This window comes from Bacillus sp. FMQ74 (assembly GCF_001875785.1).
Lineage (GTDB): Bacteria > Bacillota > Bacilli > Bacillales > Bacillaceae > Bacillus > Bacillus stercoris.
On sequence record NZ_MOEO01000004.1, the window covers coordinates 335688 to 356665 of the forward strand.

A 20978-nucleotide genomic window follows, 5' to 3' on the forward strand; every position below is an offset into this window, starting at 1 on the left:
CCCCTTTCGTTTTCTCTTACACTAGACCGGTCAAACTGTAAATTGCGATCACAGCAAATACGGCAGCCGTTTTAATGAGCGTGATCGCAAAAATATCGCGATAGGATTGCCTGTGAGTCAGTCCCGTCACAGCCAGAAGCGTAATGACGGCGCCATTATGCGGAAGTGTGTCCATCCCGCCTGATGCCATTGAAATGACCCGATGCATCACCTCTGGCGGAATATTGTAAGCCTGAATCGCCTGTAAGTATTGTTCTGACATCGCGCTTAACGCAATGCCCATTCCTCCTGAAGCCGAGCCGGTGATTCCCGCCAGCGCAGTTGTCGTAACGGCACCATTGACAAGCGGATCGGTAAAAGTATGTGAAATTCCGCTGCTCAGCTTATGAAACCCCGGCAGCGCGGCGATAATGCCGCCGAACCCGTACTCAGCACCCGTATTCATAGATGCCAGCAAGGCACCGCCGATCCCTTCATTCAGCCCTTCCTTCATTTGGGCAAACACGCTTCTCCAATCAAATAAAATCGTTGTGATGATGCCGATCACTAAAGCAATCTCCACCGACCAAATGGCAGCTGCTGAAGAAATTTCAAGCCTGCCGAACTCCTTTAATCCTATGGAGGAAAAATCAAATCCATTCGGATACCACTTTGGCAGGTAGATGGTGAAGCATTTATTCACTGCACCGACAAGAATAAGCGGGACAAAGGCAAGTGCATCCCGAATCGGGCTTTTGTCCGGTTTAGCCGCGGACTCAGTCGATTCAGGAGCAGCATTCAGCGAATCAATACCGCCATAGCCCTCGCCAGTTGCCTGCGCTTTTTTCCGCCTTGATTCCAAATAGAGCATCCCAGCTGCCAGCACAATGACTGCGCCCATCAAACCCAGCCAAGGGGCGGCATAAATGTCTGTTTTGAAAAACGCCGTCGGAATGACATTTTGGATTTGCGGCGTTCCCGGAAGTGCGTCCATCGTAAACGTAAAAGCCCCTAAAGCAATCGTTCCGGGGATGAGGCGTTTCGGTATGTTTGCTTCTTGGAACATGTTTTTCGCAAAAGGATATACGGCAAATACGACAACAAACAGACTGACGCCGCTGTACGTCAAGACAGCGCCCATCAGCACAATGGCAAGTATCGCTCTTTTTGCCCCGACAAGCCTGACAATCGTTTTCGCGATCGATGCCGCAAGCCCGGCCATTTCAACGATCTTTCCAAAAATCGCACCGAGCAAAAACACTGGGAAATACAGCTTAATAAAACCCGCCATCTTCTCCATAAAAATTGATGAAAAAAAAGGAAGCACATGGCTTGGATCTGTCAGCAGCACCGCGAATAACGCGCAAATCGGCGCAAACAATATGACAGAAAATCCCCGATACGCCGTAAACATCAGCAAACCTAACGCCAATAGAATGATGATCAGTTCCACACACATCCCCCGTTTCCGCGAATCAGAAAGCGTTTACAAAAACCTGTCCGCATCGGCTGTTTCCGTCCCCTTTCCATATGTACGAGAAGCGTGGGCCAACTATTCCGATTAAAAAAGGAAAGCCCCTTTTTTCGGAGCTTTCCTCTGCCATTCATTTCATTCCTATTAGGATATCAACATCAACCGTGATATCGGCTGATTTCATCTCTTTCAGCAGGCTGACTCGGTCTTTCGGCGCCGACCAGGCAAGCGGCGTCATCTTGAGAAGCCAGTGGATCGCCTGCTGGTCAAGCGTTTTGACATAGCGCAGCCTGACAGGACGGCTGTGTGCTGCATGTGCTGTAAAACGCTCAACAGCTGCCGCATTGGAGTACGTACGCCTTGGTGAATCAGTATATAAAAATTGCCTTAATTCTATTAAATAATCGCTTCGCGGCACTACTTTTATGAGCATGCCATCATCCTTCAGCAGTCTATGAAACTCTGCATAATTGGATGGCGAAAAAATAGACAGAACAACATCAAATTGGCGATCATGAAAAGGAGCACGTGCCACATCGGCAACCGCCCACATCTGATCTTTGAATGTCTTAGAAGCTTTTAAGATCCCATCCTTCGAAAGATCGATGCCGATTCCCATCGCTTCTTTCCCTAAATAATCAAACCCGCAAAGCGCGTTCAAATGGGAACCCTCACCGCAACCGCTGTCCAGAATGGTGAATGCCTCTTGACCGGATTTGGGATGGCTGATGAGTTCTGCTATCGTATCATGGAGCGGCTCAAAAAAACCACATTCTCCAATCAGCCTGCTTCTCGCTTCAAAAAGCTCGGCACCGTAACCGGATTTGACCGGCTTCGTCAGGAAGTTCACGTAGCCGTGCCGAGATAAATCAAATGTATGCCGTTCTGTACAAATCAAGCTTTTTCCTGATGCCGCATCCATGGAAGAACCGCAGAGCGGACATCGAAACAAGCTGAAATCAACTGTTTGCTTCATGATAAAAAACACCTCATTCATTCATTTTTAGATAAATGAAAAAGGCATAGACAAATAAACCTAGGCCTATCTCAAAAATTGGCCAGGTCTGGCAGTTTGTCTACACCTGTCATTATCTATAACGAATGAATTGGATAATCATGAAAAAAACTCCCTTTTTGCTGTATGGGTTTTCCCCGTTTCCATGATACAACAAATCTCCAAGAGCTGGAACCTTATAGTGAAGAAAAATCAGTACTGAAATGCTGGTATCCCGCCAACATCATATAAACATAGCAATCCAGCATGTTTTTCCTTTATTTTCCTATTTTAGAATATAAATTTTATTATTGTGAAAATAGTTAAAAAGGTTGATTTTCAAAAAGTGAAAGGATAAAATACTGCTATCATCTTAGAAAAAGACATTCTTGTATATGATCAGTAATATGGTCTGATTGTTTCTACCTAGTAACCGTAAAAAACTAGACTACAAGAAAGTTTGAATAAATTTGAACGAGTTGAAAAGGACAAGTTCTTTTCTGTTTGCTCTTATTTTTCACACTTTCTGCACTTCCAGAATTTGTGAAGAATAAGAGCTTTTTTTGTTTCCATAATAACCCTCATAGGAGTTGCTATCATGTACTTTTTACTAAACCTTGTCGGTCTCATTGTGATTATGGCAGTTGTATTCCTATGTTCTCCGCAGAAAAAGAAAATCAAGTGGCGCCCGATCATGACGTTAATTGTTCTGGAATTGCTGATTACTTGGTTTATGCTGGGAACAAAAGTCGGAAGCTGGGCCATCGGTAAAATTGGTGATTTCTTCACTTGGCTGATTGCTTGCGCCAGTGACGGTATCGCGTTTGCCTTTCCGTCAGTGATGGCGAATGAAACAGTAGACTTTTTCTTTAGTGCGCTTCTTCCAATTATCTTTATCGTCACATTCTTTGATATTTTAACGTATTTCGGCATTTTGCCTTGGCTGATTGATAAAATCGGATGGGTGATTTCAAAGGCTTCCCGCTTGCCGAAATTAGAAAGCTTTTTCTCTATTCAAATGATGTTCCTGGGAAATACCGAAGCACTTGCGGTTATCCGCCAGCAGCTAACGGTTTTAAGCAACAACCGCCTGCTCACATTCGGCTTAATGAGCATGAGCAGCATCAGCGGCTCCATTATCGGATCTTATCTGTCAATGGTGCCTGCGACATACGTGTTTACAGCCATTCCTTTGAACTGCTTAAACGCGCTGATTATCGCAAACCTGCTGAATCCTGTTCACGTGCCGGAGGATGAAGATATCATCTATACACCGCCTAAAGAAGAGAAGAAAGACTTTTTCTCTACAATTTCTAACAGTATGCTTGTCGGCATGAACATGGTTATCGTTATTTTGGCAATGGTGATCGGATATGTCGCACTAACGTCAGCAGTGAATGGCATTCTTGGCGTTTTCGTACACGGCCTGACCATCCAGACGATTTTTGCTTATCTGTTCAGTCCGTTCGCATTCCTGCTTGGGCTGCCCGTACACGATGCGATGTATGTCGCCCAGCTGATGGGTATGAAATTGGCAACGAACGAGTTTGTTGCGATGCTTGACTTGAAAAACAATCTCAAATCCCTTCCGCCTCACACCGTTGCGGTGGCGACGACATTCCTGACGTCCTTCGCAAACTTCAGTACGGTCGGCATGATTTACGGCACGTACAACTCGATCCTTGACGGAGAAAAGTCAACGGTCATCGGGAGAAACGTGTGGAAGCTCCTCGTCAGCGGAATTGCGGTATCTTTATTAAGTGCTGCGATTGTCGGCCTGTTTGTGTGGTAGAAACATTGAGCCATATCCCTTTTCGGATATGGCTCTTTTGATTATTGATAAATAGAGGCTGGAACCTGCACATCCCGAATTCCTGCTACATAAGGCCCCAAGTCATACTGCCCGAAGACGATGGCGATCCCGTTTGCGGTAAAGTAAAACATTGTGTTTTGGTTTAGGATTATATCCTCTTTCTTTACATCAGGGAAAAACAGCTCATCGTGTTTTTTGATATAACTATACAGATAATCTCTCGTTTTGCTAACCTTTGTTTTGGTGTTCAGAATCTGATTCAGCATCACCCGCTTTTGTGTGTTCAAGTCATAGTTGAAAGACTGAACAGACGTTAAACCATGGGCGCCGCCTGAATAGATATAATTGAGCGTTTGAATGCTAAGCTTGCCCGCCGCATTGTATTTGACGCTGAAGGATGTTTGATATTCCGTTTGGAAGCCCTGCTGTTCACCTGCTTTTTTGTTTTTCAGGTATTCCTGATACGATTGTTCAATGTAGGTTTTCAGCTCTTGATTGATTTTCTTTTCAAACGCGGCATTCCCGATGTGATGCACTTGCGGATACTTTAACTCCTTGATTTTTTTGTACGTATGGGTGCTGACAGTCGGTTTTTTCGCTTGAACTGCATGTAAAGATGGGGCCGCATATGCAAATACGGAAAAAAGCAAGACTGCAATCCCCGCAGCTTTCAGTATGTTATTCCACTTCATTCGATCTCCTCCTTTGATGTTGTTGTTTATCATTCCCTTATTTAAGCAATTCACACTTTTATAGACTGATTAAATCGAAAGAAGTTTCTAGGTCTAACAGCATGATTTTTCCCAATAAAAAAAGAGACACAGGATGTCTCTTTTTTATCGCCCAGAAATCGCTTCATGAACGGCCTGTGCCAAATCAGTATTTCCGAACATCTCTAATACCGCAATGACAGTCTGATCCGGAATGTGCTCTGCTTCGTGTTTTGGCACGACCAGATCGTCCATGGTTTTTTTCAAGCTTTCATTCAGCTTTTGCTGCGGATACGCTTTGGTGTACAGCTCCATCGGATCAAGGTCATGGTTCACACACCATTGGGCAAACACCAAAATCATCATATTTTCATCGCGTTCGTAAGCTTCAGCGAGCTGTTTTTCGTTCATTTGTCATGCTCCTTATGAAAAGTATCTTTCTTTAAGATACAGGAGCCGATCAAATTCGTCTATCCCAATGGCGATGAGCGGCAACTGCATCGATAAATGCCTTGCTGAATGCGGTGTAGTCAGATTCATCTTTAGCAGTCACGATGCCTGGTCCCTCTGTTGTCCCGACAGAGGATTGAAGAAGGTCAATTCCTTCATTTGCCGCACCGATCGCCTTGTAGTGATTGTAAGCTTCTCTGATAAACGCCATCGCTTGTTTGTTGTCTTTTAACTCTGGCCCTCCTGCGGCATAGACGGCATCATACAGAACAGAATCAGCCGTCAGGAACGTGCCGCTGGCCTCAAGCTGCTGTCCGGTGCCGCTTGTCATATACCCCAGATTTTGACTGATGATATCCACTGTGATTCCTTCTTGCTTTAAGGCTTCCAGCACTGTTTGCAGCTCTTTTTCATGAAATCCGTTTCCGGCGAGTACAGCGACTTTTCTTGTTGACGCGTTTTTCACTGTACGGGCTTGGCTTAACGCAGGCGAAGTAAGAATTTCTTTAGATGCTTTACGCTTCGCGGGCGTCGCCACGCCTACTCCTTTGGCGATTTCTTCTGCTAAATCTGCATCGACATTGCTGAAGACATCAACGACCTGCCGCTGTACGTCCTTGCTTTTGACCTTCCCGACCTCGAAGCAGAAAGCAGAAATGATGTGCTGTTTCTCCACAGGAGACATGCTGTTCCAGAAAAGCTTCGCCTGTGAGTAATAATCGTTGAAGCTGTCGCTTCGCTGGCGGATTTTTTTGCCCTCGACTTTTTCCTGATAGTGGACGTAGCCGCCTTCTTCAGCTGTCGCTGGCGACGGATCATTGTTCTGCAGAGAGTTTTTATGATAAGCGACAGGTCCCTTATTGATCGTCATTCGGTGATAGCCGTCGTATTGATTGTTATGGAATGGACATACCGGCCGGTTAATCGGAAGCTCATGGAAGTTCGGGCCGCCAAGACGGATGAGCTGTGTGTCTGTATAAGAGAAAAGCCGTCCCTGCAGAAGCGGGTCATTTGTAAAATCAATGCCCGGCACGACATTTCCAGGGTGGAATGCGACCTGTTCTGTTTCCGCAAACACATTATCCTGGTTCCGGTTCAGCGTCATTTTTCCAATGATTTTCACCGGTACGAGCTCTTCCGGCCACAGCTTTGTCGGGTCAAGAATATCAAAATCAAACTTGAATTCATCCTCCTCGTCAATCATCTGCACGCCAAGCTCGTATTCAACTGTGCCGCCGTTTTCAATCGTTTCCCACAGGTCGCGGCGATGGAAATCGGGGTCTTTGCCGGCGATTTTCTGCGCTTCATCCCATACGAGAGAATGCACGCCGAGCACCGGCTTCCAATGGAATTTCACGAAACGCGCCTTCCCTTGTTCATTGACAAAACGAAACGTGTGAACGCCGAAGCCTTCCATCATTCTGTAGCTGCGAGGAATGCCTCTGTCAGACATCGTCCACATCACCATGTGAGCAGACTCAGGATTATTGGCGACAAAATCCCAAAACGTATCGTGAGCGGTCGCGGCCTGGGGCATTTCATTGTGTGGCTCAGGCTTAAACGCGTGAACCAAATCCGGGAATTTGATCGCATCCTGAATGAAAAACACCGGAATGTTATTACCCACAAGGTCATAGTTTCCTTCTTCAGTATAAAATTTTGTCGCAAAGCCTCTGGCATCCCGCACCGTGTCTGCGGAGCCTTTAGAACCCGCAACCGTAGAGAAACGGACAAATACCGGTGTCTTCACTGAAGGGTCCTGAAGAAATTTGGCCCGTGTGTACTCGGTCATCGGCTCGTAAACCTGAAAAAAGCCATGCACGCCATACCCGCGCGCATGCACAACGCGCTCCGGAATCCTCTCATGGTCAAAGTGTGTCATTTTCTCCCGGAAGTGAAAATCCTCCATCAGCGTCGGGCCGCGAACCCCGGCCTTTAACGAGTGCTCATCCTCCGACACCCGCACGCCTTGGTTTGTCGTCATTTTCTTCCCGCTGTTATCGTTTCTGTACTGTTCAAGCTGCTCGTCCTTTGAGTGTTCATTTACACGTTTGTTTTGATCATCACTCATGTCTGTTCCCCCTTTTTAAAACGAAACATTCTACAGCACATTTACCCGTGGCGTTCTTCAGATAAACTGCCAATCCGCTCAATAGGATTTTAGGTCTACATATCAGGATGAGGTCATACACATTTGAAATAAGCCTTCTTTACAGAAAGAATATATGGAAGCGCTTACCAAAATAGCTGTTGAATAGGGGAGGTCATATCGTGCTTGCCATACTCGGTTTTGTGATGATCATTGTCTTTATGTACCTTATTATGTCTAACCGGCTTTCCGCACTTATTGCTTTGATTGTCGTTCCTGTTGTGTTTGCCCTGATCAGCGGATTTGGAAAAGATCTTGGCGAGATGATGATTCAGGGTGTTACAGACCTCGCTCCTACCGGAATTATGCTGTTATTCGCCATCCTGTATTTCGGCATTATGATCGACTCAGGCCTGTTTGATCCTCTCATTGCCAAGATCTTATCGTTTGTCAAAGGAGATCCGTTAAAAATCGCCGTAGGCACAGCGGTTCTGACCATGACCATTTCGCTGGACGGAGATGGGACAACAACCTATATGATTACGATTGCGGCGATGCTGCCACTGTACAAACGGCTCGGCATGAACCGTTTGGTGTTAGCTGGAATAGCGATGCTCGGTTCGGGGGTTATGAATATTATCCCGTGGGGCGGGCCGACTGCGAGGGTTTTGGCCTCCTTAAAATTGGACACGTCAGAAGTCTTCACGCCGCTGATTCCCGCTATGATCGCCGGCATTCTCTGGGTGATCGCCGTTGCTTATATCCTCGGAAAAAAAGAGCGAAAGCGGCTCGGCGTCATTTCGATTGATCACGCACCGTCTTCCGATCCAGAGGCTGCGCCGCTCAAGCGTCCCGCTCTTCAATGGTTTAACCTGCTGCTGACTATCGCTCTGATGGCCGCTCTGATCACCAGCCTGCTGCCGCTCCCTGTTCTTTTTATGACTGCGTTCGCCATCGCATTGATGGTCAACTATCCAAATGTCAAAGAGCAGCAGAAACGAATCTCGGCGCATGCGGGTAATGCGTTAAATGTTGTCTCAATGGTGTTTGCTGCGGGCATATTCACAGGCATTCTCTCCGGCACAAAAATGGTCGATGCCATGGCGCATTCTCTCGTTTCACTCATCCCTGATGCCATGGGCCCGCACCTGCCGTTGATCACTGCGATCGTCAGCATGCCCTTCACCTTTTTCATGTCGAATGACGCCTTTTACTTCGGTGTCCTTCCCATCATCGCCGAAGCCGCTTCCGCTTACGGAATAGACGCCGCTGAAATCGGAAGGGCCTCCTTGCTGGGTCAGCCTGTGCATCTGCTCAGCCCGCTTGTGCCTTCCACCTATCTATTGGTCGGAATGGCAGGCGTCAGCTTTGGCGACCATCAAAAATTCACTATTAAATGGGCCGTGGGGACGACGATTGTGATGACGATTGCGGCGCTTTTGATTGGGATTATTTCTTTCTAAATATATGAGCTTGATCTAGCATTGAGTGAGTACGTGATTTACAGAGGGGAGAAGATCAAATAGGATATTATGAGTGAATAGAAGATTCATGCCAACAACTTCTCATTACAATCATAAGAGCCTGCTATATTGCAGCAGGCTCTTTCACATTTGGCATTATTTTTTTGTATAACGCACCCAGTCGTAATGTGCGTATAGCGGATTTACACCATTGTAGGAACCGAGCCAGTCATCGACACCTATCCCATTCCACAAGTTCATCATGATTTTCCCTGGAGTTGTCGGAATTTGGCTTGTCGCAGTATGTTTTAATTGCCCATCGACATACCATTTAATAGAGTTTGGCTGCCAATCGAACGCATACGTATGATAGGCATTGGCTGCATCAAACCCGAGATCAACAATCTTCTCATGGTTTCCTGCACCATTTGTATAATAGTTAAATTGAACCTTTGTTGTGTCCTTTCCTAAAAATTCGATATCAATCTCATCCCAAGGAGTTCCATCCGTTGGACCTGTGTAAGTGAAGAACGATGAAACGATCCCTGTGTTTTTAGCTGGTTTCATTCTGACTTCATAAAGTCCATAGCCATATGTTTGAACAGAACGGTTTTCCCCGCAGTCAAACTTGTTATAAGATGGGCTTGTTAGCGCTAAACGCATTTCACCCAATGACGTCACTGATACGTTATTAGCCCGCCACGTGCAGTTGAACATATTTCCATTTGAATAACCATCTGCTTTTTGCCAAAAACCGGAGTTATAGCCGTTAAAAGGGTCAAAAAACGATCCACCTGTTTGAGCCGAGGCAGTAGAAGTGACTGCAAACAAACTCATAAACAATCCAGTGACAAGAAGCAACAACACTCGTTTCAGATAAGGCATATTGGCATTCCTCTTTCATTGAAAGCGTTTTCTATGTTGATCTTACATGATTCTTTTAAAAGGGAACATCGGTCAAAATAATGATAATACCGAATCTTACTTATTCCTATCATCACCCTCCCTCTGAAAAAATAAAAACCTAAATTACCATCAGTACAGACATAAATGATCCGCACTCATTGTAATTTAGGTTTTGCCTGCTTTATCAGTAACAATCCTATCATCATATGAGAATGTAAGAAAAAAATTAACACACGAAAATAATAATGTCAGCGCTCTCATTATGCTTGTTTGACTATCCTTTCTATGTGAATCGTTAAATACAGCAGCTCGTCACTGGTGAGCTTGTGCTCATACTCCCGCTCAATGTAGGTTTGGATTTTCTTCGTGCAATCATACGCCTGGTGATACTTTTCTTTCACTGTATCCAGCAAAAAATCGTCCTGGCTTTCCATGTGAGTGCCGTTAAAAAGACGCTGCGCGAAAAACTTTAAGTGGGTGACGAACCGATAATAGTGAAGCGATTCTTCGTTGAATTCAATCTTAAAATGGTATTTTACAATACTCAAAATCTCTTGCATGACTTTTGTAATATTGATGATATTGGGCATCTCTTCATTCAGCTCGGCATTTACAATATGCAGAGCAATAAAGCCTGCTTCATCCTCTGGCAGAGACACGCCAGTCTTGTTTTTTACCATAGCCAACGCTTCTTTGCCGATGGCAAATTCGTCTTTGTACAGCCGTTTTGTTTCCCACAGCAAGGCGTTTTTGATATCAAGCCCTTTCTGATTGCGCTGGATGGCAAAGTTAATATGGTCGGTCAGTGACACATAGATGCTGTCGTTGAGCTTTTTGCCGAGCTGTAATTTTGCGTAGCTGATAATCTCTTCGGATACTTCCATGCACTCGATCGGTATATCATACAAAAGGGTTTTAAACTTTTCTGATACATCCTTGTTATCGAGCGTGAACACTTTCTCAATGCGGGCTTCATCGACATCATCGCCGGACTTTTTCTGGAACGCGAGCCCCCTGCCCATGACAACCAACTCTTTTCCCTGTTCATTGACAACGCTGATCACATTATTGTTGATCACCTTCGCGATTTTCATGACATGTCCCTCCAATCAACTAAGAACAGACTACATCTTGATTGTACATTCTTTTCGTACTAGGTCAATATCATCAGGGAAAGGCGGGAACCAGTTAGTACAATTCACTCAGTACCTGCTGCCCGGGCTGTTTTTGAAGCAGCGCCTCCAGATGGCGTTCAAATGATGCCTTGTCAGCTTTCTGCTTTTTGACAATGCTGTTCATGATTTTGACGCTTTCGGCGCTGTATTGTGTATATTGTTTTTTCAGCTGATCCAGCTGCTGCCTTGTCTTCTTCGCGTTTTTCGGTGTGACTTGGCCGATGAGTTTGGTCATACGGCCTGCGGTCTCAAAAAAAGCGGCTCTATTTTCTTTCAGCTGCTGAATTTCGCTGCTGCTCATGTCTTGATTACGCGTTTTTTGAAGCAGGGCGACCGCCTCGCTGTTTTGTTTTTTGAGCGATTTGTTCTCAAGCTTAATCGATTTGAGATTCTCCTTTGCAATGTCTGCTTCTTCTTCAGTCATGCTGCTTCGCACGAAGTATTCTGGATTGCCGATTCCATAATCAAATGCTTCGCTCACTTGTATCATGGAACTGAATACAATGGCCAGCTGCCTTTCGCTTGCAAGGGCTTGGAAATCCTGCTTTTTCTTACTGCTCATCGGTTTGGCTGCGGTTTGTTTTACTGTCTTTTGATCACAATCTTCGAACGTCTGAGCCTCACCTTCACTTTCGCATGCGCTCATCACAAGAACTGTGACCAGCAGGCTTATACACAAGCCTATTCGCCTCATGCTCTGTCTCCTCTCTGCTGAATCCCTTCTGGAAAATACCACAAAATATAGTTAAATGGTACCAGATGCACCTAACCCCAGCAATAAATCAAAAGTATGATTTGAAACGCAAAAACATAAATATTTTGTAAAAATTGACGAGCATTCCATTCTTTTCAGGCTCATTTCTCGTACAATAGAAGTATCGTTACCGGAGAGGGGCTCTGATGATGAAACGTTTTACGAAACAAGAAAACAGCTGGGTGTTATATGACTGGGCAAATTCTGCTTACTCAATTGTCGTGACCACCGCGGTATTTCCGTTATTTTATAAATCAGCGGCTGCGGAAAGCGGTGTCAGCGCCGCTCAATCAACTGCCTATCTGGGCTATACCATTGCGATTTCAACGTTTATTCTTGCGATGCTCGGCCCTATTTTAGGCACAATCGCCGACTATGAAGGGTGCAAGAAAAAGTTCTTCGGTTTCTTTGTGTCTGCCGGTGTCGCCAGCACCGCGATGCTCGCCTTTATCCCGAGTGAGCATTGGCTGCTATTGCTGCTGTTTTATACGATATCAGCTATCGGTTTTTCCGGTGCCAACGTGTTTTATGATGCCTTTCTCGTTGACGTCACGCCTGAGAAACGAATGAATCTCGTGTCGGCACGGGGTTTTGGCTTAGGATACATTGGAAGCACGATTCCATTTGTCATCAGCATTGCAGTCATCCTGCTCGCACAAGCAGAAACAATCCCAATGTCTGTATCGGCTGCAAGCCAGCTGTCCTTTTTTATAACGGCTGCTTGGTGGGGGCTGTTCACCATCCCGATGATCAAACATGTCCATCAGCGCTATTACATCAAAAAAGAACCTCATATCGTCATCAACAGCTTTAAGCGGCTCGGCCACACGATGAAACGGATCAGGCAATACCGGGCACTTTTCCTCTTCTTGCTCGCTTATTTCTTTTATATCGACGGAGTCGGCACGATTATTACGATGTCGACATCCTATGGATCAGATTTAGGGATCGGCTCCTCAAGCCTTCTGATCATCCTGTTTGTTACCCAGGTGGTTGCCGCGCCGTTTTCGATTGTATACGGAAAACTGGCAGAACGCTTCACGGGGAAGACCATGCTGTACGTCGGGATCGTCATTTATATGATCGTCTGCGTGTATGCCTATTTTATGGAGACAACGCTTGATTTCTGGATACTGGCCATGCTTGTCGCCACCTCGCAAGGCGGTATTCAAGCCCTAAGCCGTTCCTATTTCGCCAAGCTTGTGCCAAAGCGCCACGCTAATGAATTCTTCGGTTTTTACAACATTTTCGGAAAATTCGCCTCAATTATGGGGCCGCTGCTCATTGCTGTAACCGCCCAGCTGACCGGGAAATCCTCGACTGCGGTGTTCAGTCTGATCATTTTGTTCGTGATTGGTATTGTGATTCTTGCCTTTGTTCCGGAGGAGACCAGCATCGATGTCAGCCAGCAGCAAAATGACCTGCCCCTTTAACTGGGAGCAGGTCATTCATCATTTATTCGCTTTATTCACCTTCAGCTTTTTCCCTTTGACGGTTGTGTTCTTCATCACTTTGAGAACATGAGGGCCTTTACCATTTAAAATCTCAACGTATGAGGCGTTATCCATGATCGTGATGATGCCAATGTCATCAGCTGACACACCGTCAATTTTGGCAATCGTTCCTACAAAATCAACGGCTCTAATTTTCTTTTTCTTTCCGCCGTTAAAATACAGCTTCATAATGTCTTTATTCAGCTCTTCGCTTTTGTCCTTTTTGCTTTCCGGACGGTCATTCATTTTAGCTAGAAATTCTGATTTCTTCCTTGCCACTTCCTCTTGAGAAGGGGCTTCTATTTTTTGGATTTCAAATCCGATATATTCTTCAATATCGGCTAAAAACCGTTTTTCAAAGGCTGTGACAAACGAAATGGCCTTTCCTTTGTTCCCGGCACGTCCCGTTCGGCCCGTGCGGTGGACATAGCTTTCTTTTTCAAGCGGCAGATCATAGTTGATGACAAGGGAGATATTTTCAATATCAATCCCGCGCGCGGCGACATCTGTCGCGACTAGGTAACGGTACTCGCCCCGTTTAAATTCATTCATGACGTCGAACCGGTCTTCCTGAATCATTCCGCCGTGAATTTTATCACATGGATATCCTAAGTCATCCAATTCATCGGTCAGCTGATTGACGTGCTCTTTCGTCCGGCAGAAAATGATGCAGCTATCGGGATTCTCCGTCATCAGCACATCTTTCAGCAATGAAAATTTATTCTCTTCTCTTACTTGAATCACCGCATGTTCAATATTACTTGTGGTAAGCCCGGCCGCTTTGATTTCGATATGCTCCGGGTTTTGCATATATTGACGGCTCAGCTTCTCGATATCCTGCGGAAGCGTCGCCGAAAACAGCATCGTCGTGCGCTCAGTCGGCAGATGCTTGATAATCGCCTCCACCTGCTCGATGAAGCCCATATTCAGCATCTCATCCGCTTCATCAATGACCAAATAGGAAAGACGGTCTAACGGCAGTGTGCCTTTCTCGATATGATCCAAGACGCGTCCCGGCGTGCCAACAACAATGTGGCTTTTTTGCTTAAGCTCAGCTTTTTGTTTATCAAAAGAAGACTTTCCAAATACGGCTGTCGCTTTGATTCGTTTAAATCGCCCTATGTTCGTGATATCCTCTTTTACTTGCACCGCAAGCTCACGGGTCGGTGTTAAAATAAGCGCCTGCGGCTTGTTTTCATCCCAATCCGCCAGCTCACAGAGAGGAATCCCGAACGAAGCCGTTTTCCCGCTTCCCGTCTGTGATTTGACGACAAGATCCTTTCGTTCAAGGGCAGCGGGGATCACGCTCTGCTGCACCTTGGTCGGTTCTGTATATCCCAGTCCTTCCAGTGCTCGTAAAATGTCATGACTGATTTGATAGTTTTTAAAATGACTCATGTATAAACTCCTGTCTCTTGCAGATGTTCTCATTATACTCTAATTGACGAAGGCATATGTGTTTTGCCGAAAAATGACGTATTAAAAGCCATCGATTCCCTGGCGTTTTAGCTCCTGAACAGCCAATCGCGCCAGCGCGTCGGCCCCCGCGCGGTTCGAATGCAGCGTATCTCCATCCATATAAAGCCCGAGTGTTTTTTCCGGACCGATCGATGTAAAGTATGCCGAGCTGAGGACATTTAAGTCAATGAGGTGTGTTTTTTCCTCTTCGGCCAAAGCCAAAATAGAGGCCCTGTACCATCGGTTTACAGACGAATGGATGCCTTCAGAAGTAAAATCGGTAGCCCGGCCCTGAGGCGTTGATAGGATGACGTCCGCTCCTTTCGCTTTCACCTGGCGGATCATATCACGCATAATCTCTTTAAACTCCGCTTCAGATTCATTATGCTTCGGATTTGTGTCATTAATGCCAAGCTGCAATATAAAATAATCCCCCGGCTTGATGTACTTCAAAATCGCCTCAAGCTGCCCGTCATTTCGAAACCCTCTCGCGATCTGCCCGCCGGACGCCATGTTTCTCACTTGAAAGATATGTTTATCGATATAGTGAGGCAGCATCTGCCCCCAGCCCGCCTGCTTGCTGCTGTTGAGCGGATAATAATTGCACACCGTCGAATCGCCGCCGATATAGATCGTTCGGTTTGTCACCGGCTGATCAGACAATTTCTTGATTTTCAAGGCGCTAAGCGTAAAAGCGGTGCCAGCTTTCCCCTCTGTCACCAGCAGATTCAGCTGCCCGTCGGTGACAGGAATTTGGAACGTATCCTCCGCGCCATCCCCTGTCATATTGATGACCTGAAAGACACCCTCCGCCGCCACACTGGCCCTTGCCGTATTGCCAAGCGTCACCTTCACCTCATAAAGGCCATTCGGAAGATCCACATTAAACGTGTTATTGCTTTTCGTCCCATACGCTAAAAACTGAACCGCATCCCTCTTCACACCAGTCCCGGATGCCGCCACATCCCTCATATTCTCCGGTGTTTGAAAACCATAGCCCTTTGACCGGTCATACCGATCAGATGCCCTGACACCAATATAACCAGGCTCCACCGAACCGTTTCCAAAGTCAAACTGATACACCTTCGGCTCCGCCGCCTTCACACTCTCATTCCCGTCAAAACACAATATCAACATCATCACAAAAACCGCCGCTATCCATTTTTTCATCAAGACTCCCCCTTATATGAAAACGCATACATTAATGCATACTCGGTGATTGTTTCTTTATGATGGCTGAAGGGAGAAAAAAATGGCGATGAGGAATAAAAATGAGGTGGGAGTCTCAAGAAGGGGAAAATCAGTGTGACTTCTTGTCACACTTGATCACATCCCAACCTCCGCAATAGAAGCTTATTTGGTCTTCTTCGTCATACACATAATAACGAAGTCTTTCCCATTGATCGTCAGTCGGTACAATCTCCAATTCAACCGAATCGACGGATTCAAGATCATCCAGCCTCGAGGCACTGATGTCTTCAAACCGCAAATGGATGTCACAGGTTTGTGCAGATAGTTTTAATTCAAACACAGGAATATGAATATAACGATCATCTGCTTTCATATAGAAAGAAAACTCGTTTAATGTAAATGGACCTGTATCCGCATCAGAAAGATGCTTTTTCAATTTCTCGTATTGTGTGATATTCAAGTGAATTCCCCCTATTTTTAGTTACCGCCAACCATATAGATCTCCGCAGCATCGTATTCAAACCACATGATCCGTTCGCCTGAGTCCATTAGGCATTGGAGTTTCCCTTCTGAAAAATAGCTTTTATCCGGTTGAGGATCAGTGATCAGAAAAACATCATCATTGATGGAAGCTAACAGAAAGAGAAGTCCTGCAATGTCCTCGTCTGCTCTCTGTAATATGGATTGGAAATGGAATTTTGGTTTCGCCAGTTTTGTCACCTTGTAAGCATGACCTTCAAAATACTCGGACAGGTCTTCTATAAATGAACCAGTCGTTATTACCTGTATCATGATTCGATCGTAGGCAAGCCCTTCCCAAAAACGATAAAACGACTCTGCATCTTCAAGTTCGCATGACATAACGGTTTGGTCAGGCTTAAGCTCGATCATGTCCAAATTGCCAATACTGCTTATAGAGGTTATTTCCATAAAATCTTCCCCTTATCAGTTGGATAGCGCAACGCAAATCTCTTGTCTGACTTGTTCATACAATATTATGTGACAATACAAATCGGTATCGTTTTTAATCATAGTCGTCGAGATTTCAGGATACAGCTCAAAAAAGCTTTTCTCCAACGAACGCCGCTGATGCCTGGGCATCCTTTTATTCGCCAGCACATAATCCAAACTGCCAGCAACAAGCATAAAAAACTCATAGATTTCTTCTTCAAAGCCGTACAATTCATCAGGATACGGCGTTTCTTCAAGCTCTCGCTGTCTTTTTTTCAGCTTTTGAAGCACGTTGATCCTCTCCTCACCCTATTCAACTTCCGTCACCTCATATTGCCGGCAATAAAAGCGGAATGTTTGCTCTTCCCATTCTTCCACAAGGTACATGCCTTGCGGCTGCGTTTCAATATGGAGAAGTCCATCTGATAGATCCGATAGGGTTTCGATTTCTCGTATGTCACGGCTGAAACGTCTTTAAATGTGACAACAATCAAACGGGAATGATAAACAGCTGATAACTGAATAGTATAAATGATACCAAGAACGTTATCTGTTTCCCGATAAAAACGCCATTTCTTGATATGCTGAAACAAAATGGGATAAACTTCAGAAATACCCAATTTAGATTCCTCCGTTGATGCATTCCTATACTCCATACTCACAGTAAGGCTTCAAATCAGGAAAAGCATCCTTCAACATTCTTTTTATATTTTCATCGGTCACTGCAAATATAATATCTGTTGAATCAAAAAAACCGACTTCGAAAATACATTCTTTCACAGGGGAGATATAGTCATCTTCATAAAAGTCAGCATTCCCATCAACAAACGGAACTCGTGTTAAATCGTACGGTATCGTCTCTTTAGGCACAGCAGTTAAAATAGAAAATATCACATAAATCTCAAATTCATTTAATATACGATCAAATTCCTCACCTGTGATAAAAAGATAGTCTTCACGCTCGCCAATGATATCGTTCCAATGATCCTTATCCTCGGATAAATCCATCATATTCAAAATATCGCCAATGACCCAATGATACTCAGTGATAGGGAGAGGGAATTGCTTAAAAAAATCATTTAAAAGAAAAAGATCAGAATCAGCATATTCCAGACAATATCTGCTCATATGTACCTCTTCCCCAATAAAAGTCCCTTTTTACAACTCATACTTGATCAATTCCTCCATCGAAGTTCCCTTGAAATATTGATTAAGTACATCCTCAATACTCAGATGACCAAATAGTCCAATCGGATTGCTAAAGGTCTTCCCATGTCTTTCGTCAACTTCTATTAAATCACTCTCTACCGCTAATGAATCGTTATGGCTAATGAGGTATTTTCCATCTTCATACATGACAAATGTTATAGCAGATTGATCAAATTTCTTCATCAGATCTATCGGCACCTTGGAAACAACCTTCCAGTTCCCCTGAAGAAAGCCTGTATATCCTGTATTCGCAATAAAAAGGGCTCTTTGCTTTTCTGCCATCATGAGAGAAATGTCTTTTTTACTCAAGCGTTGATCTGTAAAAATATCAAAATACTGAATGAGAAGATCATCATTTTTATCTGTTGCTAAATCTCCTTTTACCACTAATGCATATGTAAATTGATTGATTTGCCGTAAAGGGATTTCAATGACAACACCAGGCCTAACTTCACTTAAAGTAGTTCTTTTTTTCATCTTTAGGTTGATATCGGTGACTTGTTTTCCTTCTAATTCTTTAAAAAGCGAATCGCCGTCTGAGTTTAATACCTGAAAGAGAGTATAAACAAATTCATTTAGAGTAGGCTTGCGATCCAATTGTTCAAGGAACACAGCGTGAAAATCTTCGATGGCGTCGTGACAAATATCCAAACCATCATCACTTACGAATATCTTTTTATTTTTATATTCCTCTTCCCAAAAGCCCATGTTTCACCTCCGTTTTTCAGAACACTCATCTATCTTGAAATAGGACAGGCAGATCATTATCTATCGCCTCCAACAGCTCTTCACCAAACACAGTGATTGTACATTTCCACGGGTCGCCCAAAAGTCCCCAAGAGAAGTCCTGATGAAAAAAGAAATAATAGTCTCCATTTGGAAATACGGGAACAGGCCATTCGCCAAATTCATCCTGAGGGATTGTCTGATGAGGGCTAAAGATATATCCGTCATGCTGCCAGTCTAATGCGTACATCACATCGCTCTTTCCAGTACATGATTGAAATGCTTTTAAAATCGAAGCCTCTAAATCACTCAGCCTTCTGAGCACATCATCATTACTGGCTTTATCGCTCATCGCGCTCGAGATATCAAACACTCGATATGGATCAGGCGGGATGATGTGATGACATCTGCTCCCGGGTTTCCATTTTATGATCTTGTTCACTTCTGACCAGATGCGGTCTTGTTTTGTCTGACTTAAAGCGCGCCAATTCATCATGATCTCATCCCTACACCTTATTGGATATCCTGTTTATAAACACCAGAAGAGGCCACTGCGTAAACAGCGTTACTTGTCAGTTTCAGCTGTTGAACGTCTAGGGCTTCACCGTTCGAGTCACAGCATGTTATCTCTTTCATCTCTTGACTCACATCGGCAGAAATTAAATAAAGAAACGACTCAAGCTCTTCACTGTAACAATTGAACGTTCCAACCAAAAAACCTTCTTCGGATATCGCGAGCTGATCAAATGCTTCTGAGTCCGGCTCTTTATCCGACAGAATCCACACTCGTCTCACGACCGTTTCATCAAATGCGGCGATGACTGCATCTCCGTAATACAGCATATAAATCAAGCCGTTTTTTTCTGCAAGTCCATAACAATCATCTACAGCCGGCGCATCCATTTCTTCAAGCTTTCTATCAATGTGTACTTCCTTCTGCTGACCATCTAACGTAAAACACCACACACTATGGCCGTTGGGATTCTCATCATGATAAATCCCTTCATCACATAAACCGACCCAAAGCTGTTGTTTTTCATCCAAAAGACAGCAGGAAACCCCTGAAGGCAAGTGAAAAGCACTTTTCACCCTTCCCTCTTCTGAAAAAACCTTTACTTTAGGCTCGTACGATTCGTAATAAACGAAGACATATCCATCTGCACATTGTTGGAATAGCTGAATATCACTGTATGAAATCTGCTCTTTCACTTTAAAAACCCGAACATCACCGGAAGGATCATAGATTGAAATGGTGATATCTCCTTTCACACCTTTTCCAATGTAGACTCGCCCCTGTGGATCAGCATGGAAAAAACAATCTTGGGTGTCCTTGTTGATGATTTTATTCATTTTTAATTTTTTCATTGATTACGCTCCTGATTTCCCCTAAAATTAACATTTATAAGCTGTTTATCATTTAACAGAAAAAGATTATGATGATGATCAATTCCTACACACTTATCTTTATATACAGCTACTTGGGCAAAACATAGATCTTCACCAGTTTTTTCATTCAACATCTTATGTTCTACAAAGCTTTGCATATCATCTGTCTTGACTGCTTTTTTTATATGATATGGGTCATCCCAAATGAATAGGTAAAGATACGAACCGTTTTGGATACAGGAATGAAACTCTATTTCTGCCTTATATCGCCCTAACGTTTCTCCCGATAATTTTAATTTTTGTAAATAGGCTTCTCCCATCGAACTGTAATGCAAATAGATGGCATCTTCACTTACAAAAGTAGAATAATATTGGTCAATCACATATGAACTAACATCATCGGAGTCCAATTCATATTTCCCATTTTTCAAAATGAATTTATTCATTCCTCTTGAGCTTATTTCCTGATCAACGCATGAAAATATGCCTGTTTCATCATACCCGACCCATAGACACTTATTCTGGTCTATCATCATTGAATTTATATATCGCCCCGCACAAAAAGATTGATAGAATCCTTTGAGCGGACTCCACACATATATGTTAGGTTCAACGTTACTTATTCCATCCGATCGGTTTCAGGCGGAACAAGCATATCAGGGTTTTGCCGATCTCTTTCAATATTACGTGGGATTTTTACCGTTGCTCCTTTGTCTCCTCTAATTGGCTGCGGAATGTCATTTTGTTTTTTCATGAA

Annotated in this window: 21 protein-coding genes, 3 pseudogenes and 1 riboswitch; of the genes and pseudogenes, 3 read left to right on the plus strand and 21 right to left on the minus strand. The window is 44.2% G+C overall.

What is annotated here, in order from left to right:
* Window positions 1-16: 16 nt before the first annotated feature.
* Window positions 17-1432, minus strand: coding sequence for a GntP family permease (locus BLL41_RS10680; RefSeq protein WP_071577820.1), 1416 nt, complete (start codon window positions 1430-1432; stop codon window positions 17-19).
* 151 nt (window positions 1433-1583) lie between these two features.
* Window positions 1584-2429: a putative RNA methyltransferase gene (locus BLL41_RS10690; protein WP_071577822.1), complete on the minus strand. Its 846-nt coding sequence runs from the start codon at window positions 2427-2429 to the stop codon at window positions 1584-1586.
* Between the two features lie 387 nt (window positions 2430-2816).
* A riboswitch (purine riboswitch) is annotated at window positions 2817-2918 on the plus strand.
* A gap of 127 nt (window positions 2919-3045) precedes the next feature.
* Between BLL41_RS10690 and BLL41_RS10695 the strand changes: the two genes are divergently transcribed.
* Window positions 3046-4239 carry a NupC/NupG family nucleoside CNT transporter gene (locus BLL41_RS10695; RefSeq protein WP_014478419.1) on the plus strand — a complete coding sequence of 398 codons (1194 nt, stop codon included), beginning with the start codon at window positions 3046-3048 and terminating at the stop codon, window positions 4237-4239.
* 41 nt (window positions 4240-4280) lie between these two features.
* On the opposite strand, the gene BLL41_RS10700 is transcribed toward BLL41_RS10695, so the two are convergent.
* From BLL41_RS10700 to BLL41_RS10710, 3 genes are all read right to left on the minus strand, one after another.
* Window positions 4281-4952, minus strand: coding sequence for a DUF3298 and DUF4163 domain-containing protein (locus tag BLL41_RS10700; RefSeq protein WP_071577823.1), 672 nt, complete (start codon window positions 4950-4952; stop codon window positions 4281-4283).
* Between the two features lie 144 nt (window positions 4953-5096).
* A complete protein-coding gene (locus tag BLL41_RS10705) occupies window positions 5097-5381 on the minus strand; it encodes a hypothetical protein (RefSeq protein ID WP_071577824.1) in 285 nt (94 codons plus the stop codon).
* Between the two features lie 49 nt (window positions 5382-5430).
* Window positions 5431-7491, minus strand: coding sequence for a catalase (locus tag BLL41_RS10710; protein ID WP_071577825.1), 2061 nt, complete (start codon window positions 7489-7491; stop codon window positions 5431-5433).
* Between the two features lie 200 nt (window positions 7492-7691).
* Here BLL41_RS10710 and citH point away from each other — a divergent pair, with 200 nt between their 5' ends.
* Window positions 7692-8972 carry a citrate transporter CitH gene (gene citH / locus BLL41_RS10715; RefSeq protein ID WP_071577826.1) on the plus strand — a complete coding sequence of 427 codons (1281 nt, stop codon included), beginning with the start codon at window positions 7692-7694 and terminating at the stop codon, window positions 8970-8972.
* Between the two features lie 156 nt (window positions 8973-9128).
* On the opposite strand, the gene bglS is transcribed toward citH, so the two are convergent.
* The 3 genes from bglS to BLL41_RS10730 form a co-directional block, all read right to left on the minus strand.
* Entirely contained in the window at window positions 9129-9857 is a 729-nt protein-coding gene (gene bglS / locus BLL41_RS10720; protein WP_071577827.1) for a beta-glucanase, read from the minus strand.
* Between the two features lie 281 nt (window positions 9858-10138).
* Window positions 10139-10972: a transcriptional antiterminator LicT gene (gene licT / locus BLL41_RS10725; RefSeq protein WP_071577828.1), complete on the minus strand. Its 834-nt coding sequence runs from the start codon at window positions 10970-10972 to the stop codon at window positions 10139-10141.
* 94 nt (window positions 10973-11066) lie between these two features.
* Complete coding sequence (locus BLL41_RS10730) at window positions 11067-11747, minus strand: hypothetical protein (protein WP_071577829.1); 681 nt, start codon at window positions 11745-11747, stop codon at window positions 11067-11069.
* Window positions 11748-11953: 206 nt separating this feature from the next.
* Between BLL41_RS10730 and BLL41_RS10735 the strand changes: the two genes are divergently transcribed.
* Window positions 11954-13240 carry an MFS transporter gene (locus BLL41_RS10735; RefSeq protein ID WP_083427986.1) on the plus strand — a complete coding sequence of 429 codons (1287 nt, stop codon included), beginning with the start codon at window positions 11954-11956 and terminating at the stop codon, window positions 13238-13240.
* A gap of 18 nt (window positions 13241-13258) precedes the next feature.
* Here BLL41_RS10735 and dbpA read toward each other — a convergent pair whose 3' ends face one another.
* The 13 genes and pseudogenes from dbpA to BLL41_RS22605 all read right to left on the minus strand — a co-directional run.
* On the minus strand, window positions 13259-14698 hold the full coding sequence (gene dbpA / locus BLL41_RS10740) for an ATP-dependent RNA helicase DbpA (protein ID WP_071577831.1): 1440 nt from the start codon (window positions 14696-14698) through the stop codon (window positions 13259-13261).
* 81 nt (window positions 14699-14779) lie between these two features.
* Window positions 14780-15928 carry a rhamnogalacturonan acetylesterase gene (locus tag BLL41_RS10745; protein WP_071577832.1) on the minus strand — a complete coding sequence of 383 codons (1149 nt, stop codon included), beginning with the start codon at window positions 15926-15928 and terminating at the stop codon, window positions 14780-14782.
* Window positions 15929-16280: 352 nt separating this feature from the next.
* Window positions 16281-16409: pseudogene (locus BLL41_RS23050) on the minus strand (hypothetical protein); the annotation flags it as partial.
* Window positions 16410-16426: 17 nt separating this feature from the next.
* Entirely contained in the window at window positions 16427-16879 is a 453-nt protein-coding gene (locus BLL41_RS10755; protein ID WP_071577834.1) for a hypothetical protein, read from the minus strand.
* Window positions 16880-16894: 15 nt separating this feature from the next.
* The gene (locus BLL41_RS10760; RefSeq protein ID WP_071577835.1) at window positions 16895-17191 is read right to left on the minus strand and encodes a YxiJ family protein; all 297 of its coding nucleotides are present in this window, start codon (window positions 17189-17191) and stop codon (window positions 16895-16897) included.
* A gap of 32 nt (window positions 17192-17223) precedes the next feature.
* A complete protein-coding gene (locus BLL41_RS10765; RefSeq protein ID WP_256252428.1) occupies window positions 17224-17520 on the minus strand; it encodes a hypothetical protein in 297 nt (98 codons plus the stop codon).
* A 25-nt stretch (window positions 17521-17545) separates the two neighbouring features.
* Complete coding sequence (locus BLL41_RS10770) at window positions 17546-18028, minus strand: hypothetical protein (RefSeq protein ID WP_071577836.1); 483 nt, start codon at window positions 18026-18028, stop codon at window positions 17546-17548.
* 30 nt (window positions 18029-18058) lie between these two features.
* A complete protein-coding gene (locus BLL41_RS10775) occupies window positions 18059-18817 on the minus strand; it encodes an Imm26 family immunity protein (RefSeq protein ID WP_071577837.1) in 759 nt (252 codons plus the stop codon).
* Window positions 18818-18842: 25 nt separating this feature from the next.
* On the minus strand, window positions 18843-19331 hold the full coding sequence (locus tag BLL41_RS10780) for a DUF2716 domain-containing protein (protein WP_083427987.1): 489 nt from the start codon (window positions 19329-19331) through the stop codon (window positions 18843-18845).
* Window positions 19332-19348: 17 nt separating this feature from the next.
* Window positions 19349-19801: a hypothetical protein gene (locus BLL41_RS22350; protein ID WP_083427990.1), complete on the minus strand. Its 453-nt coding sequence runs from the start codon at window positions 19799-19801 to the stop codon at window positions 19349-19351.
* A gap of 72 nt (window positions 19802-19873) precedes the next feature.
* Window positions 19874-20200: pseudogene (locus BLL41_RS22355) on the minus strand (DNA-binding protein); the annotation flags it as partial.
* Window positions 20197-20667: a hypothetical protein gene (locus BLL41_RS10790; protein ID WP_305728259.1), complete on the minus strand. Its 471-nt coding sequence runs from the start codon at window positions 20665-20667 to the stop codon at window positions 20197-20199. The gene BLL41_RS10790 and the pseudogene BLL41_RS22355, both read right to left, overlap by 4 nt.
* A gap of 185 nt (window positions 20668-20852) precedes the next feature.
* Window positions 20853-20975 (minus strand): annotated as a pseudogene (locus BLL41_RS22605) (oxalate decarboxylase); the annotation flags it as partial.
* Window positions 20976-20978 lie beyond the last annotated feature (3 nt).